Source organism: Alteromonas sp. 1_MG-2023 (assembly GCF_030547075.1).
GTDB lineage: Bacteria > Pseudomonadota > Gammaproteobacteria > Enterobacterales > Alteromonadaceae > Alteromonas.
In genome coordinates this window covers 176,661-194,065 of sequence record NZ_JAUOQH010000001.1, presented here as the reverse complement: position 1 = coordinate 194,065, position 17,405 = coordinate 176,661, and the positions used below count along the sequence as shown (strand labels likewise).

The following is a 17,405-nucleotide window of genomic DNA, read 5'->3' as shown; positions in this document are numbered from 1 at the left end:
GGCTTATTTAATAGAAAGCGTTAAGTCTAACGCCTTCCAATAGGCGCTTTCTCGCACCAGGTCAGCAGCTAGGATGGGCTTTTCTTCTAACCAATCTTTTGGGAAAGTAAGGCTTAGACCGCCCTTATCTACATCAATTTCTAAATCAGGTAAGAAGCCTTCTTGACGTTTAATGTTAAGTAACGCGCCAATGCGCAACAAGGCGATAAGCTTTTTAACCGCCGCTAAATCGTACAAGTTAAAATTAGGAAGGTCGTTAGCCCGCACTTTCTTTCTATGAAAGCGCACTAGCGTAGCTAATAACTCTTGTTGTTCTTGCGTAAACCCAGGCATATCTACGTTAGCCAGAATATAGGCACTGTGGCGCTGTACACCCCGAGAGTTAATTTGAATGCCCACTTCATGCAACAACGCCGCCCAACCCAGCATACTTTTGAAATCGTGATGCTTAAGTTTCCATGCCTTTTCGGCATGACCAAATAGCATTAATGAGGTGTTGAGCACTAACGTAGCTTGTGTGGTATCTACATCATAACGAGTAGCCAAGCTGCTAGCAGTTCTGCCGCGAATATCCGCATGATGTAGCTCATCTTCCATCTGATAAATCACGCCTTCACGCAAGGCCGCAGGGGAATAAACCAAGGTATCTATTTCTAAAGCTTTAAATACTGCAATTAAAATAGCCAAGCCGCCGGCAATAACCACGCGTCTGTCTTCGGTTAAATCAGGGTAGCTAAGCTTGTCGATATGGCCAGCACTAATAAATTGCTTCATTAAGTTACGTAAGCTTTTAAGCGTTACCGGTATATCGTGGCCATTCGGTTTATCTTGTTGGCACAAGGTAAATAAGGAGCGAATAGTGCCCGACGTACCAATACATTGCACCCAGCCTAACTTACGGTACTTACCCTGAATAAATTCAAGCTCTTGTTCAGCCGCGGTAATAGCAAGGTCGAAAGATTTGTTTTTCAATTCCCCATCTGGAAAGAAGCGTTTGGTGTAGCTCACACAGCCCATTTGTAAGCTTCTACAAATAAGTGGATTAAACCCTTCGCCAATGACAAATTCTGTAGAGCCACCGCCAATATCCACTACCAACTGCTGACCATCAGCATGGTTGGTATGTGCTACACCAGAGTAAATCAAACGGGCTTCTTCCACCCCTGAAATGACTTCTACAGGGTAGGGCAGAATATCTTTCGCGGCATTAATAAAGTGGTGTGCATTTTTTGCTTTACGAAGTGTGTGGGTAGCGACAATGCGAACCGAGTCGGGTTCAAAACCACGCAGACTTTCAGCCACGATACGGAGCATTTTTAAGCCTCGCTCCATGGCTTCGTCAGACAAAATATTATCGTCGTCTAACCCTTCTGCCAATCGCACTTTTTGCTTAACGCGATGCAGAATTTGAACAGACCCAGCAACGATACGTGCTACCACAAGGTGAAAGCTATTCGAGCCAATATCTAACGCGGCTACTTTATTAACCTCACGGCTTTCAACAGTATCAAAAACGGATTCATGCTGAGTCATTTCATGCTGAGTCATTTAGGGTTCTATTTTCCTGCTTCTTTTTCTTCTTCTTTCACAAGATAGTCGTATATCTCTATTTGTGAACGTAATTTTTTACGATTGCCTCGGGCAACGTACTTGTTGCTTTGTTCCTTGTCAATCACTCTCGCTTTCAGCGTATCACGAAATTGTATATCCATAATATCGACAATGCGCTGTTGCAGGTTTTTATCGTATATAGGGCAACCGACTTCAATGCGATTATCCATGTTACGGGTCATCCAGTCAGCAGATGAAATAAACACTTTTCTCTCACCGCCGCCTTCAAATACCATCACCCTCGGGTGTTCTAAGAACCTATCTACAATAGAGATAATTTCGATATTTTCGCTAATACCTTTTAAGCCCGGTATTAATGAACACATACCACGCACGATGCCGCGAATTTTCACCCCAGCTTGGCTGGCACGATACAAGTCATCCATCAATTCATTATCGACAAGGTTATTAATCTTGAAGGTGATCTGCGCTGGTCGGCCTTCTTTTAAATGCTGAATTTCTTGACGAATAAGCGACTGAATACGGGTTCTTGCGTTTAAAGGTGAAATTTGTAAATGCTGGAATTTATACCGGCGGAACGGGTATTGAATTAAATCGAACACGGCTACTGCTTCATTCGCTAACTCTTGGTTTCGCGTAAATAAGCTATAATCCGTATAGATTTTTGCGGTTTTTTCGTTGAAGTTACCCGTACCGAAATGCGCATAATTAATCATAGCACCACGTTCTTCACGGGTGATCACGCATAGCTTTGAGTGAATTTTTAAAGTAGGTACACCCAATACAACCCGAATGCCAGCATCAGTCATTCGTTTAGACCAAGCAATGTTGGCTTCCTCGTCGAAACGGGCGCGAAGTTCAACGACAACGGTAACTTTCTTACCGTTGTCTACTGCATCAATCAGTGAATTGATAATACGTGAGTTACTGGCTACACGATAAATATTAATGCGAATGACTTTAACGCTAGGATCGAAAGCAGCTTGACGCACAAACTCAGTCACATGCAGGAATCGGTGATATGGGTAATACAATAAAATATCGTGAGCAGTAATAGCATCGAATACAGTATTAAATTTAGAGAAGGCATTACTGTCGATAGCAGGTAGTGGCGCATGCTCTAAATATTCACGGCCCACATTGGGAAAGCCAATAAAGTCTTTAAAGTTACGATAATGCCCTGCTGCATGCATGGTATCGAGTTTGGTTATACGTAAACGCTTGCGTAAGTCCTGCATCATATCTTCAGGCATGTCGTTATCGTAAATAACCCGAACAGGCTCGGCAATTAAGCGCTGCTTCATGCTCTCAGACATTTTCTCTACATAACTTTCATCAATCTCGTCATTAATAGAGTATTCGGCGTCTCGGGTCATCTTGAATGAAAACGACTCGACCTCGTCAAATTTCACAAAGCCTCGGAAGATGTCTTCTAAGCAAAGCTGAATCATGTCATCCAGCATAATGATATGCTTTTTCTTCCGGCTTTTTTCCGGCGGAATAAGCATAAAGCGAGACATGTCAGAGGTAGGCACCTGAATAACCGCATAGCGAGTATTGCGGTCTTTGCGTCGAAGCGCGACGTACAAATAAACAGATGTACCATTTAGCCGGCTTAACAAATCCATCTTTTTATCAATAATAATAGGTGCAATATGGCGAAGCACCTTATTCACAAAGAAATTGCGCACCCACTGTTTTTGATAGTCATTTAATTCATGCTTTCGCAAAATGTGAATGTTGTAACGTGCGAGCGCTCTTAATACGTCTTTGTGGATATGGTCGAATTTATCTGAAAGCTGAACCACTTTCTGCTGGATAATAGCCATTAACGCCGTTTGTTTTTCAGCTTCTTCTTCATTGCCGTCGTTCTGAGCAATAGTGATTTGGCGTTTTACGTCAGCAGCACGAACACGATAAAATTCGTCCAGATTGTTTGAGTAAATACCAAGAAAACGAATACGCTCTACAGCGGGGTTGTTTTTATCAGCAGCTTCCTGCAAAACCCTTTCATTAAATGCTAACCAACTAAGTTCTTTGGGATAATATAATTCTGGGTTATCCATAATTTATCGTATTTTCGCTTTTAAAAATGGCCAAAGACTGACATCAGTCAATGACATTACTGTGACAACCCTTAGATATAATAGGGTTAATTTGTAGTCCTTTACTGCCAACAGGTCGTTGAAGCCTTACTGTGTCGCTAGGGCCTTACTGTTTAGCCTGAATATCTACTACAAGATCATTGGCTAACGACTCAAGAGCATCTTGCAGTGCATCGTCATCAAAATCTTCAGGTACCGCTATAACCGCATTGGCTTTGAATATTAGACTTCCCCAATTAGGCGCGCTTTCGCAACGTGAAGAGAAATTGAGGATGTTAAGATTAAATTGATTCAGCACCGAGGTTAGCTCTTGCACTATGCCTGCCTTGTCGTTGCCCATCACATCAACGGTAAGTTGATTTGTTAATGTATTGCTCGCAGTATTCACTGCCACCGACTGAACTGACAAATCGGAAATAGCATTTAGAGCGTTAACAAGTTTCTCGTTCTCATCTTTCGGAACGTGTACTTCCACAAAGCCAGTAAACATGCCTGCCATATGGGCAAAGCTAGAACCCTGCCAATTACCTTGGTGTTTATAAATACACTTAGCTAAAGCATCTACCAAACCAGGTTTATCTTTACCCATAATACTGATGATGAGCGATTGCATGAGAAACTCCTATTTCAGAATCTGTAGAAATACGTTTGCCACTGTGGTTTGAGGGTAATACCATAAGCGTCGTTAGTTGAGAGCGCTGTCGGTAACTTTTACCTTCCACTGTGCGTGTGGCTGCTTGCTTTAGGCTTTTTGGACAACTAAGAGCCTAAAAGTTTTCGCTTGCTATTAGCATAACAAAACTTACACTGCTCACCAGTGTAATTTACACCTGATATTATTATTAAATAAGAATGACTTCCAATAGCGATAGCATCAATAAAAAACGCCAGCGCAACGATAAGTGGGGGCGATATATCGTCACTGCCTTTGGTGGTTTGGTATTGCTGACGCTGGTCATCTTAATTTCTCATCTTGTGAGTCAGGCTTTACCGCTAGCGTTAGTACCGACTATCGAAAAAGAGCATCAACTTACCCTTCCAGATAACAGCAATGTGGTGAATACGGGCGATCTGCTCGGCGGGCAGCCATTTGTTATGCGTGGTGAAGCATGCCGGCTAAGCCTATATGGTTACAACGATAACGGTTTTGCTAAGCTTCACGACTATATTCGCCCTTGTGATCATCAACTCGCAACCACTTCTTTGATGGGCGAAAATGCGATTGTAGATATCTCTGCGGGTGGGCAAGTGCGAGTGGTGCCGGTAAGGTCGATTACGTACCGAAGTGTATTAATTGCCAATACAAATAACGCCAACCAATTCAATCAGTCCTCAGCGATTTCTCAAAATCTACTTTCTTCAAGCCTAAGTTCTTCTAGTCTAAATTCCTCTAGCGTATCTTTTGCGCTGCCGAACAAATATTGGTCTAACACGGAATCTTGGCATCTTGCGTTATCGTCAAAATGGGCGGCAATTGCGTTAACGACAAAAGAAGGAGTCTTCGTACGCTGGGTTAATCAGCTTGACCCTACCCAGATGATTGATAAATTTTATACCAACATCGATAATATGCATCTGTTGCCAGGTGCGCAAATGATGTTGGTAGAAAAAGGCGCAAGGCTATATCTAGCTAAGCTATCAAAGGATGAAAAAGCGCTCACGCCGTTAACTTCCTTTGCGACTGCTGAAAACACAGATTCCTCCGATACCCTCGAAATAACAGTACTAAGCTTAGAAAAAGACAGAACCTTTTTCTTACAGGGCGACAATAATCAAGTAAGTCGATGGGTACTCCATCGCGACGACAAGAGTTTAGGCTTTACCGAAACGTATCAATTTTCTTTAGATGCCGGTGAGCGCCTCGTAGATATTAAAGAGCACGCGAGTATTAACGTGGTGGCTGCGCTGACTAATAAACAACGTTTGATGTTTATTAACCGGGTATCCGGCGAGGTGGTAACCAAGATTGACTTACCCGAAGCTCTGCAATCGATATCTTGGTTCGGTAATCGACTTTATGGCTACAATGGCTCGTCTATTTTTATTTGGACCGCAAATCATTTGAGTGGCATTACGACTTGGCGTTCGCTTTTTGCTCCTCAGCATTACGAAGGTTATGTGGTTGAAGATACGGTATGGCAAACCACCAATGCCACAGATTTTCAAGAAGCTAAGTTTAGTCTCACACCATTAATTATAGGCAGCATGAAAGCGTCGCTGTTAGCCTTGTTTATTGCTATTCCCGTAGCGATAGGGGCCGCAATATACACTGCATTTTTTGCCAAGAACCGCCTTCGCCATGCGTTAAAACCTGCCATTGAAATGCTAGAAGCGATTCCTAGTGTATTAATTGGTTTTATCGCCGCTATTTGGCTCTCGCCTATGGCTGAGCAATTTTTGTTTTCCTTCGCTTTCTTTCTTATTGTTATTCCTTTTGTACTTATTGGTGTTGCCTTTGTTCAGCGGCCTGTGGCGGATAGGTTGCCGGCTAAAATTCGCCACGGTGCAGAGTTAGGCTTTGCATTAGTTGGTATTTTTATTTTGGGTTATATCAGTGTGGTGTGGGCGCCAGAATGGTTCTTCAGCATAGTCAACGTGGACGGGTTCGAACTGCTAGCGGCTGAATCTGACAGTCCGATAGGTAAAACCACTATAGTAGTGGCCTTAGCATTAGGTGTGGCTATCTCACCCAGTATTTATTCTCTTGCTGAAGATGCTATTGGCGGCGTTCCTGATAATTTAAAACATGCCTCTTTTGCGTTAGGAGCAACACGACTTCAAACGCTGATACACGTAGTATTGCATGTTGCCTTCCCAGGCATAATGGCCGCAATCATGCTGGGGTTCGGGCGGGCTTTTGGTGAAACTATGATTGTGTTGATGGTGACGGGGAACACGCCTATATCAAGTTGGGGCTTGATCGAAGGCTTACGGGCGTTAACTGCTAACTTAGCCATCGAGTTACCCGAAGCAGATGTCTCTTCTGCCCATTACCAAATACTTTTCTTAACCGCAGGCATATTGTTCGTGTTTACCTTTGTTGTTAATACGATTGCTGAATTTACTCGCCAGCGGTTACGCAGTAGATCTTATTATGAATAGTTTATTTAGCCCTGCTCATCGGCAATCGCTGGTGATTTCGTTAACCGCCTTTTTTACCAGTCTACTTCTGATTGCGCTAGTCAGTGTCTTAGTGCTTATTTCGTTTCGAGGCGGGGCTTATTTTTGGCCAGAGCCTATTTACGATGTGACCTATAAAGATGCTGTGGGAAGTGAGTACGGCGCCATAAACAACACTAGCGATACGAATGAAGCTGACAATGGGAATAAAAAACCTCAGACATCTATAAAAGATAGAAAAAATAGAGAAAATAAAGAAAATAGAATATTCGCTCAGTTATACATAACTGATGAAGCTGAGCGTATCTATCAGGTGCACTATGCCGATGACCAAAGCCCTTATGGCGCGCAAATGCAGCTGGCCGAGGCCGATGTTATTAATATGGAGTTGGCTCACAACAGCGCAGAAATAAAAACCATAGACGGTCGCTTCGTACTAGGGCAGCCACAATTTTTGACCACCCCTGATAGTCGTCGCCAAGATTTATCACACTTTGCAGATATTCAAAGCAGAGTAACAGCACTAAGTTCACAAATTGAAAAAATCCGCAGTGAGCGCTTGTCTCCTATTCATGAGTCGTTAGCCTCGTTAGATGGTAAAGGGGTAAATAGAAATGCACCGGCAAGAAAGCGCTTAGAAACGCAATTTGAACGTTGGCAGCATGACGTTATTCATTTTGAACAAGAGCGTGATGAGTACGAATTAAGAATTACGTTCGCTAATGCGCAAGAATACAGTATTCGGGTGTCAGAAATAAAAAGCATCGATTATGTGAGCCAGCTTAGTTATTTTGAAAAATGGCAGGTTGTGTTTAATCGTGTAGCTACTTTTCTAACCGACTCTCCCAAACAAGCAAATACCTCTGGTGGGGTGTTCCCAGCACTGTTCGGCACAGTGTTGATGGTGTTTTTAATGACAATAATTGTGACGCCTTTTGGTGTGCTGGCGGCAATTTATTTAAGTGAGTATGCGCCCGATACGCCATTTACCACGGCAATACGAATAAGTGTGAGCAACATGGCAGGTGTACCTTCCATTGTTTACGGGGTATTCGGTCTTGGTTTTTTTGTTTATACCCTAGGCGGTAATATTGATGCGTTTTTCTTTGCCGATAAACTGCCTGCACCTACTATGGGAACCCCTGGGGTATTTTGGGCCAGTTTAACCATGGCTATTCTTACCTTGCCGGTGGTTATCGTTGCCACTGAAGAAGGGTTAAGACGGGTACCAGAAGGCTTAAAGCGAGGCAGTTACGCGCTAGGTGCCACGAAAGTAGAAACCATAGTTAAAACAATACTTCCTATCGCTTCCCCGGGCATTATGACAGGGGTTATATTAGCAATTGCGCGAGCGGCAGGCGAAGTAGCGCCTCTGATGCTAGTAGGCGCAGTGAAATTCGCGCCCACACTGCCTATAGATGGCGAGTTTCCCTATTTGCATCTTGAGCGCCAATTCATGCACTTAGGGGTACTCATTTATGACGGTGCCTTTCATAGCAGCACCGATGCGAAAAACTCCTCTATGATGTTTGCAGCCTGCTTGCTACTGCTGATGGTGGTATTTGTATTGAATGTGCTTGCAGTTATACTAAGAACGCGGTTAAGAAAGCGCTATTTACAAGGGTAACCTTTTACATGCTGAAGTTGTTTGAACGCAATACGCTCAATGTGGCTGATATCACAGATGACACCACTGCTATTGATGTGCGTAACCTTAATTTATGGTTTGGGAATAAGCACGTTCTCAACGACATCTCTATGCGCATCCCAAAAAACAAAATTACTGCGTTAATTGGCCAAAGCGGGTGCGGTAAATCTACATTGGTGAATTGCTTTAACAGGCTTAACGATTTGTACGATGGCTGCAAATACGAAGGCGAAATTGTTATTGGTGGCAAAAACATTAACAGTAAAAAAGTAAATGTTTCTCGGTTACGTACCCAAGTGGGTATGGTTTTTCAGCGCCCCAATCCGTTCCCTATGAGTATTTACGACAACGTTTGTTATGGACTGCGACTACAAGGGGTTAAAACCCGTCGGCATTTAGACGATGCAGTAGAGAGCGCATTAAAAGATGCTGCGTTGTGGGATGAAGTGAAAGACAGGTTATTTGAATCGGCTAATGCTTTGTCTGGTGGGCAGCAACAGCGCCTTGTTATTGCTAGAGCACTGGCACTGAAACCTGAAATTTTACTGTTAGATGAACCTACCTCAGCGCTAGATCCACTTACGACCTTATTTATTGAAGAGTTGATGGCGGTGCTTAAAAAGCGTTGTACTATCGTGATTGTTACCCACAATATGCAGCAAGCCTCTCGGGTTTCCGACTACACAGCGTTTTTCCATCAAGGCCGGTTAATTGAATATGCAGATAGCGATTCATTATTCACCATGCCAGATAAAAAGCAGACAGAAGACTACATTACCGGCCGCTACGGTTAATCTACAAAATTAGTTGTAGCGAATAGGAGCGATATAATGCGTCAAGTTGCACTGAATACTCACATTTCCGGCACCTTTAATATTGAGTTAGAAAACTTAAGAAACTCGGTGTTAACCATGGGCGGTGAAGTGGAGCAGCAACTATTAGACACGCTAAAAGCCTTGAAATTAAATCATCCTGGCTTGGCTGAAAAAGTGGTGCTGAATGACCTTAAGATTAATTCGATGGAAATCCAGATAGACGAAGAGTGCATTAGAATTATTGCTAAGCGTCATCCTACCGCCAGTGATCTGCGCCTTATTATGACTATTTCAAAAGCTATCACCGATATTGAAAGAATGGGTGATGAAATAGAACGTATCGCTAAATTGGTGACCCGTAATAAACTGCCAAGTTCTGACACTATTAAAAGTAGCATGTTACTCATTGGTGAGCGGGTAGCAGCCATGATGCGAGGCACATTCGATGCGTTTGCTCGACAAGATGAAAGTGCTGCGTTAGCGGTTTATCAGCAAGATAATAGAATAGACAGCGAATATAAACGCTTGCTCACCTACACCACCACTGAAATGGAAAAGACCACTGAAGATATGCAAGACTGGCTTGATGTTTTATGGGCGATGCGCTCGCTAGAGCGAATCGGCGATAGATGCAAAAACGTGTGTGAATACGTTGTTTATTTAACCAGAGGTACAGATGTAAGGCATACACCGCTGGAAAACATTCATCAGAAATTAGAGGATTTAAGCTAAAAGTTGCTTAAAAACTGTCACAAAACCGCAATACTTGTCCAAATTATCATCGTATGAATTTAATTCCGTTGCGTTTTCTGTTTTTTCGTAGATTTTCACTATGGCTCTGCAGATGATTACGCTATCATGCGCCGCAGCAAAGAATAATTCGTGCAAAAAATAATCTAAGCTTGAGCTAAGAATAATTTTGTCGTCAAACTATCATTTTTGTCTACATCACTTACAAGCGTATGTAACGTGGTGTGGCAGTAGCTAGCTTAAATCGCGTAAAGATCAGGAGCGGTTATCCGTGGAATTTTTCGAGAGTTATGGTCTCATTCTTATTCTCCTTGCTGCCGGTGTCGGCTTTATCATGGCTTGGGGTATTGGGGCGAACGACGTCGCCAATGCAATGGGAACATCTGTTGGTTCTAAAGCGTTAACAATAAAACAGGCAATCGTAATTGCCATGATATTTGAGTTTGCAGGTGCTTATTTAGCGGGTGGAGAGGTGACCTCTACTATTCGTAAAGGCATTATTGATCCAGAGTACTTCTCTGCTATTCCCGAATATCTCGTTCTAGGTATGATTTCCTCTCTATTTGCAGCAGGAATATGGCTGGCTTTCGCCTCGTGGTTAGGATGGCCTGTATCTACAACACACTCAATTATTGGCGCTATTATTGGCTTTACTGCGACCGGCGTAAGTATGGATGCAGTAGCGTGGGATAAAGTGGGCGGTATCGTAGGTAGTTGGATTGTTACGCCTGCTATATCGGGCATTATCGCCTATCTTATTTTTATGAGTGCACACAAACTTATATTCGATACTAAGTCTCCGTTTGAAAATGCTAAGCGTTACGTGCCTTTTTACATGGCACTAGCGGGCTTTATTATGTCGCTAGTTACCATTAAAAAAGGGCTAAAGCACGTGGGCTTAGAAATGAGCGCCATGAACGGTTATATATTGGCAGTGGTTATCGCTATTATTTTGGCCATCATTGGTAAGTGGTTTATAGGTCGTATGAAATTTAGTGGTTCAGAAGACGCCGACTTACAAGCTGCCAACGTAGAAAAAGTATTTGCGTTGCTTATGGTGGTTACCGCCTGTTGTATGGCTTTCGCTCATGGTTCAAACGACGTTGCGAACGCAATTGGTCCATTGGCTGCGGTTGTTAGTGTTGTGTCATCTGGCGGTGAAATCAATGCCAGTGCTAGCCTTGCATGGTGGATTTTGCCCCTAGGTGGTTTAGGTATCGTACTTGGTTTAGCTATCTTCGGTCATCGCGTAATTAAAACAATTGGGCAGGGGATTACTCACCTTACGCCAAGTCGTGGCTTTGCCGCTGAATTAGCAGCAGCTACTACGGTTGTAATAGCATCAGGTACTGGCTTACCTATTTCTACCACGCAAACGCTAGTAGGTGCGGTATTAGGTGTAGGTTTGGCTCGAGGCGTTTCGGCACTTAATCTTGGTATTGTTAGAAATATCGTGGTGTCGTGGATTGTTACCCTGCCAGCAGGTGCTATTCTTTCAATTATCTTCTTCTTCGCACTAAAAGCTGCCTTCGGCGTTTAATTGTTTTAATAGAAAATAATAGAGAAAAAACCGCGAATAACGCGGTTTTTTTGTGCCTAGCTAATGTATGCCTAGGTGATTAGTGTTTAGTTGATTTATACCCAGTCAACGCTCCACCGCTTTATTCAGAAGCATCTGGTTTAATAGGGGAAACGAAGCCATCGGGTTTAATGCCTACCACAGCGCAATTAACCTGTTCAATAGTCTCTTCCGCTGTTCCGCCCATAATAAACCCTGGTACACCGATACGAGCTACTGTACCCATAACAATGACGTCTGTATTTAACGACTTTGCGGTAGCGGCTATCTCTCGGCGTGGGTAACCATGCACCATATGTCTCTGAGGTTGTAAGAACTCGATAATATCGGGCGCCAATTCACTTTCTAATTCAGTTAACAGCGCTTCAAGGGCTTGCTCGCGTTCCTCATGAATTTTTGAAAGGTCAGTTTCCATTGTATCGTTATCGACGCTAATGAAACCGTCTCGCACAATGTTTTCAGGCACAGAGTCAAACACGTGCACTATATGAAGCTGCGCAAATTCAAGCATGGCGATGCGGGCAGCATGGCGCAATATGTCGAAGTTAAGTTTCTTCCTTACGGAAATTTCGTGTTTTGGATAGTGATAATTTAAATCAAGAGCAGCCACTACGTTCTTATACTGACTGCGGTTGTTCTTATTTAACACCCATACAGGGCAAGGGCATTTTCGAAATAGGCGTATATCCAAGCCACCAAAGAGGCGGTCTAAAAAGCCTTCTTCACTTCGCTTAATCACCAAGTCGTAATTATGCTTTAGCACATCGCTCACAATATCAATGAGGGGATGGCCAATTTTTACTGTGGTGGATAGCGGGTAATCCTTCGCCCATGCTTCTTGCTGTTCGGTAAGCCAGCTTTTCGCCTGAGACTCCATGGTCTGATGAGATTCTATATATGCAAAAGACTCCATCACCATGTTGGCATTAGGCGGTAGAGCTTCTAAGGTAAGCATGATGGTAAGTGAAGCTTGATTACTCTTTGCAATATGAACGGCCTGAGCCACCACATCGTCTTGACGATGGGAATCGCTGAGTACACACAAAATATTAGTAAAATGACTGTCCATAGAAATCCTTAGCTAATGTCGCGCTATATGTTTCATGTTTCATCCTACCCGTTGAGTTACATGCTTGCTACCTTAAAACTGTGATTTACATCATAACAAAGTCGTATTTCACAAAAGGGTAATAACCGTATTCTTATTGGGTCTTTATAATCTTTGTGCTAGATTAAAACCTAATTTCTTAATCAGTAAAGAGTTGTTATGAAGTGGCCTAATCTCAAACACTTACATTACCTAGTTACCCTGTATCAAGAGCAGCATTTTCATCGTGCAGCCCAGCGCTGTAATGTAAGCCAGTCGACGTTAAGCACGGCAATCCAAAACCTCGAAGAACACTTTGGTAGCCAGCTTCTTGAGCGAGAGCACAAGACTTTTGTCTTCACGTCATTGGGGTTAGATATTGTCGAGCGAAGTAAACTGCTGCTTCAAGAAGCCGGTGAATTGGTGGAATATGCACAGAATGCAGGAAACTGGCAGCGAGGCACACTGAAGTTAGGTGTAATTCCTACCATAGCGCCATTTTTGTTCGAAGGCATGCTTGGTGCATTTAACGCATTCTTGCCTGACATCAACGTGGAAATGCAAGAAGACACCACTGAGAAGCTTCTTCAACAGTTAATAGACGGGCGCTTAGATTTACTTATTTTAGCGCTACCGATGGAGACGCCAGGGTGTAAACAAATGATATTGGGGCATGACCCATTTCATCTTGTGGCCCATGAAGAAATAGCAGATAAATTGCCCGATCCAGTGGATATCTCTTCGTTACCGAAGAAGAGCATTTTCTTGTTACAACAGGAGCACTGTATGACGGGGCACGCAGTAAGCGCCTGTAATCTGCAGCATAGTGACCAAATTAGTTCGGTTGCCGCCAGTAGTTTGTATACCCTTGTTCAGCTAGCAAACAGCAAAATGGGGTATACCTTTTTGCCCGAGTTAGCTATCAATCAGTCTATTTTGGCACACACTCATTTGAAAAGTTTCGCTGCCGAAGAACAAGGCTTTCGAGAGATAGGTTTGGTGTGGCGTTCCGGTACCACGCGCATGCAACTGTTTCGTCGCATTGGCGAAATTATTTCACCTCTGCTTCCCGTTCCGACCCTTAGATAATATTAGCGCAATACCAATATTAAGGGGCGGTATGACCAAGCTCAGCCGCCCATTGTAGCTCACCACGGGATAACCCGTTGGCTGAGCTTGCCCCAAAGCTATGTAACGCGCTGTAGGCACTGTTTGAAGGCGCGCGGCAATAATGACACAGGGCATAAAACAACAAGCTACAGCGGTGCTGTGAGCCATCGCAATGTAAATATACACTGGCACCTTCCATTAGCATTTGCGACAACTCGTGTAGATATTGATGCAAATGAACATCGTCGGTAGGAGATTCTGCTGATGGGTGTAAAAAGGGCAGCCATATCCATTCAAGCCCAGCAGCTTTAGCGCCATCGCGAATGATAGGGGCATCTTCCTCACCGGTTTGTACCGTAGCAAGATGGGTAACGCCAAAACCTTTCAATCTTGTATAGGTATCTGAAGTAGGCTTTTGACCCAGACATATCTTTCCCGCACTTAGCGAAAACCATGCAAGAGAGGTTTGGTCGTTTGAGCCCCTAGATGTTTGTGCTGATTCGTTTTTATTCATACCACATAATAATAAATTGAGAAGTAATGGCAGCTGCACCCGCCTAAAACGAATACATGCCAAATAGCATGGGTGTATTTTACCTTTTTCGCTACATAAAAGCACACCCCAAAGGTGAAGCATAAGCCACCCGCGACCAATAGCCATAGCCCTGCACCAGGTAATGCTACGTATAAGGGGTAAATAAGGCCTATGGCAATCCAGCCCATGAGCAAATAGGTCATTACCGATACCTTAGGGAAGCGGTGCTGCGCAATTAACTTAAAGGCGACGCCAGCTAACGCTAATGTCCATACTACCGCGGTCATGGTAATCCCAAGTACACCGCCAATCGATACTAGTAATAAAGGCGTGTAAGTACCTGCTATCAATAAATAAATGGCGCTGTGGTCAAATAGCTTTAGCCACCCCTTAGCGCGCTGGTGGGAAGTGGCGTGATAAAGGGTTGAACTTAGAAACATCAGAATAAGCGAAGCACCATAAACGGCGGAGGCTGTGATAGTAAGAAGATCATCTGCGCGATAAAGCAAAAAAACCATACCTACAATAGCCGCAATACAGCCAACACCATGACTAATACTATTGAGCCACTCTTCTAATACAGAATAGGCTTTTGCCGTTATGCTTGTCATTCTTCTCTTCACCTCCGCTTTAACTTAGCGTTTGTTTTTAAATAGCTTATTGTTAACCGCTGTTTTATACAGTGTACGTCTTTGGGCGTACATGTGTGCGCTCAATTGTAACAGAAGCTGGGAAGACGAGTATGACAAATTTATTTCGATATTGAGTTACTTTGCGCTGTACTTGTAAATCTTAACGCCGTTAGTGGCATGTCTTAAGCAGATTGGCGTTATACGTTTATTATTCTTAAACACAGTGGGGTAAGGACGAAGCCTTGTGTGCAAAATAAAGCGCACTCTTGTAATTAAAGAGTACGCCTTACTGTTTCACGTTACAGGTGAGTAGATAGCACGCCTAGGACGCTTAGAAGGGTAAGAAATTAAACGCATATTCTAATTGGGTTTGCTGCACATTCGCTTGATTAAAGTTAATCATCCGGATACGAGCCAGTAGCTTTTTCTCTAATTCAACATTTTCAAGTTCGCTGCTGACTAAAGCAACCGCTGACAAGCTACCATTCGGCTCTATGGTTAAATTTACCGTCACCTTGCCTTCTAAGTCAGGGTTTTGGCGAAGCGCTCTTCTATAAAGTGCATAAACTGCCCCTTTATTTGCATCTAGGACTTTTCGGATAGATTCGAGATCTCTATCTCCAAGTACTTGCGATTCAACTTCTATACGCTTAGCGGCTAGTGATGCTACACCTTCTTCAGGGGCATTGAATTCGGTGTTTCTGCGGCCTTCTAATTCGCCTCTTGCACCAATATTTTGGCTAATATTCGCGTTCTTCAGGCTGCCGCTTGATGCGGTGAGTGTCTCTTGGCCAATGCGCTTTCGGCTAGTCTGTTCTTGCTGCCCAGCGCCTTCAATCGTCTCGGTATTAGCGACATTTGCTAGGTTTATATCATTTCGCATGCTGGCTAAGTCGTCCGAGAACGCTAGTAGCCCAGTTTGTTTAGCGTTTTCCCTCGCTTGCGCTACCTTTTCTTCTTTTGTGATTTGTTTCGGTACAGGTACCGGTTCTGGCACTTGCTTCGGCAGGGGTTTAACCGGTTCATCAGGCTTTTTAGGTACCGGTTTTTTCTCTTCCACAATTGGCTCTACTTTAGGCGTCGGCTTCACCACGGGAGGCGGTGGCAGCGGCTTGGCTTTTAAGATGCGAGCGAGTTGAGGCGGAATGGATTCTTTTTCTTCACGAGTTTGCTGCGGGACCTGGACCCACTGAACCAGCAGCGCTACCATTAACGCTATGGCAAGACAGCCATAGGTAATTTTTGTGAAGCGCTTATTTTCTTGTTCGCTTGAAGACCAAGGTAACTGAGTTTGAAAATAAACGCTGCTCATTGCACTACCTCATTACTGACGATTTGCTCTACAGCGAGAGAGACATCGGTATAGCCAGCTTCAGCGCAGGTATACATAATTTTTTTCAATAAAGCATAGGGCACTGACTGATCACCCATAATCGTAATTGCTTTACTTATTGTACCGGCGCTATTGACGTCATTTGCTTCTTGCTCACTGACAGTGCCTTCAATTACCCCTTCCTTTGCTGCTTTAGTGGCGCGGTATTGCAACTCTTTAGATAACGCATCGATGGTATCTTGCCCACTGCTTAACACTGTGGGTACATCGGCTAGCTTCTGCCCTTGAAGCACAATGTCGCTGTTATTCACCAATATAAGCAGGGTTTCCCTTGCTGGAGTATCAGACTGCGCTTCAGGTAGCGTTACCGACTTATGGTTATCAAGTACCTGAACATCAGACGCATTTAGCATCAAGAAGAAGACTAAAATTGTAAAGATATCCATAAGTGATACTAAGCTGAGCTTAGCTTGCTGACCTTGTCGCTTGTGGTTGCGTGCCATACGTTTTGCGTGAACTGATTGCCTCATAACGCGCCCTCTGCACTGCTACCTTCGGTGGATAATACGTCAGTTTTCCAGACTATATGTGACATATCTTCTGGCATCTCAGCGAAAGTAACATCGGGGAATAGGGCGGCATCTACCACGGATGCTGCTACCACATCTTTGTATGAACGCGTGCGCTCAAGCAAGGTGACGATAGTTTGGTAATCGACATCGTCGCCAATCATCAGCGAAATATCGTCTTTTTGCGTGCCTTTAGTCAATAAGGTTTGTTTCAACTGCTTTAAAACAAATTGAATATTGTCCCAATCTTGCATTTTTGCCGCGCTATCGGTTTGCTGCAAAGCAGGAATTTGTTGCACAAGATACCCTGCGGGAAAATAGATAGCACTGCCCTTAGAGGTAACTACGAGCTCTATTTGTTGGTTTTCTATATTGGCCCCGTCGCCCAGAGCTTCTAGCCCAGGCAGCTTAAGCTCTACAACGGTTATCCTAGAGAACACCATCATCATTAATAGCACGGGTACCAACACAATCATAAGATTGAGAAATGACGTGATATCTAATTCCGCATCAGGTTTTCTTTGACGGGTTCGTTTGCCTAACATGGTTA

Annotated in this window: 15 protein-coding genes; 6 read left to right on the top strand and 9 right to left on the bottom strand. The window is 43.6% G+C overall.

Annotation, left to right across the window (positions count from 1 at the left end):
* Positions 1-3: 3 nt before the first annotated feature.
* From ppx to Q4561_RS00795, 3 genes are all read right to left on the bottom strand, one after another.
* Complete coding sequence (gene ppx / locus Q4561_RS00805) at positions 4-1,533, bottom strand: exopolyphosphatase (RefSeq protein WP_303457165.1); 1,530 nt, start codon at positions 1,531-1,533, stop codon at positions 4-6.
* A 23-nt stretch (positions 1,534-1,556) separates the two neighbouring features.
* Complete coding sequence (gene ppk1 / locus Q4561_RS00800) at positions 1,557-3,638, bottom strand: polyphosphate kinase 1 (protein ID WP_303456664.1); 2,082 nt, start codon at positions 3,636-3,638, stop codon at positions 1,557-1,559.
* 145 nt (positions 3,639-3,783) lie between these two features.
* Positions 3,784-4,290, bottom strand: coding sequence for a glycine cleavage system protein R (locus Q4561_RS00795; protein ID WP_303456661.1), 507 nt, complete (start codon positions 4,288-4,290; stop codon positions 3,784-3,786).
* Between the two features lie 239 nt (positions 4,291-4,529).
* Here Q4561_RS00795 and Q4561_RS00790 point away from each other — a divergent pair, with 239 nt between their 5' ends.
* The 5 genes from Q4561_RS00790 (at position 4,530) to Q4561_RS00770 (ending at position 11,550) form a co-directional block, all read left to right on the top strand.
* Positions 4,530-6,779 (top strand): ABC transporter permease subunit, encoded by a 2,250-nt coding sequence (locus Q4561_RS00790; RefSeq protein WP_303456659.1) that lies wholly within the window; start codon positions 4,530-4,532, stop codon positions 6,777-6,779.
* Positions 6,772-8,424 carry a phosphate ABC transporter permease PstA gene (gene pstA / locus Q4561_RS00785; protein ID WP_303456656.1) on the top strand — a complete coding sequence of 551 codons (1,653 nt, stop codon included), beginning with the start codon at positions 6,772-6,774 and terminating at the stop codon, positions 8,422-8,424. The genes Q4561_RS00790 and pstA overlap by 8 nt, the downstream gene beginning before the upstream one ends.
* Positions 8,425-8,432: 8 nt before the next feature.
* Positions 8,433-9,239, top strand: a complete 807-nt coding sequence (gene pstB / locus Q4561_RS00780) for a phosphate ABC transporter ATP-binding protein PstB (RefSeq protein ID WP_303456654.1) — start codon at positions 8,433-8,435, stop codon at positions 9,237-9,239.
* A 36-nt stretch (positions 9,240-9,275) separates the two neighbouring features.
* On the top strand, positions 9,276-9,992 hold the full coding sequence (phoU, locus tag Q4561_RS00775) for a phosphate signaling complex protein PhoU (protein ID WP_303456651.1): 717 nt from the start codon (positions 9,276-9,278) through the stop codon (positions 9,990-9,992).
* A gap of 289 nt (positions 9,993-10,281) precedes the next feature.
* Entirely contained in the window at positions 10,282-11,550 is a 1,269-nt protein-coding gene (locus Q4561_RS00770) for an inorganic phosphate transporter (RefSeq protein WP_303456648.1), read from the top strand.
* Positions 11,551-11,671: 121 nt separating this feature from the next.
* On the opposite strand, the gene Q4561_RS00765 is transcribed toward Q4561_RS00770, so the two are convergent.
* Positions 11,672-12,658, bottom strand: a complete 987-nt coding sequence (locus Q4561_RS00765; protein WP_303456645.1) for a universal stress protein — start codon at positions 12,656-12,658, stop codon at positions 11,672-11,674.
* Positions 12,659-12,856: 198 nt separating this feature from the next.
* Here Q4561_RS00765 and Q4561_RS00760 point away from each other — a divergent pair, with 198 nt between their 5' ends.
* Positions 12,857-13,765, top strand: coding sequence for a hydrogen peroxide-inducible genes activator (locus Q4561_RS00760; RefSeq protein WP_303456642.1), 909 nt, complete (start codon positions 12,857-12,859; stop codon positions 13,763-13,765).
* Positions 13,766-13,784: 19 nt separating this feature from the next.
* Here the strand turns inward: Q4561_RS00760 and Q4561_RS00755 are convergent, their stop codons facing one another.
* From Q4561_RS00755 to Q4561_RS00735, 5 genes are all read right to left on the bottom strand, one after another.
* Positions 13,785-14,300: a hypothetical protein gene (locus Q4561_RS00755; protein ID WP_303456640.1), complete on the bottom strand. Its 516-nt coding sequence runs from the start codon at positions 14,298-14,300 to the stop codon at positions 13,785-13,787.
* On the bottom strand, positions 14,297-14,932 hold the full coding sequence (locus Q4561_RS00750) for a hemolysin III family protein (RefSeq protein WP_303456638.1): 636 nt from the start codon (positions 14,930-14,932) through the stop codon (positions 14,297-14,299). The genes Q4561_RS00755 and Q4561_RS00750 overlap by 4 nt, the downstream gene beginning before the upstream one ends.
* A 352-nt stretch (positions 14,933-15,284) precedes the next feature.
* Positions 15,285-16,265: an AgmX/PglI C-terminal domain-containing protein gene (locus Q4561_RS00745; RefSeq protein ID WP_303456636.1), complete on the bottom strand. Its 981-nt coding sequence runs from the start codon at positions 16,263-16,265 to the stop codon at positions 15,285-15,287.
* Positions 16,262-16,816, bottom strand: coding sequence for a biopolymer transporter ExbD (locus tag Q4561_RS00740; protein ID WP_303456635.1), 555 nt, complete (start codon positions 16,814-16,816; stop codon positions 16,262-16,264). The genes Q4561_RS00745 and Q4561_RS00740 overlap by 4 nt, the downstream gene beginning before the upstream one ends.
* Positions 16,813-17,400: a biopolymer transporter ExbD gene (locus Q4561_RS00735; protein ID WP_303456633.1), complete on the bottom strand. Its 588-nt coding sequence runs from the start codon at positions 17,398-17,400 to the stop codon at positions 16,813-16,815. The genes Q4561_RS00740 and Q4561_RS00735 overlap by 4 nt, the downstream gene beginning before the upstream one ends.
* Positions 17,401-17,405: the final 5 nt, after the last annotated feature.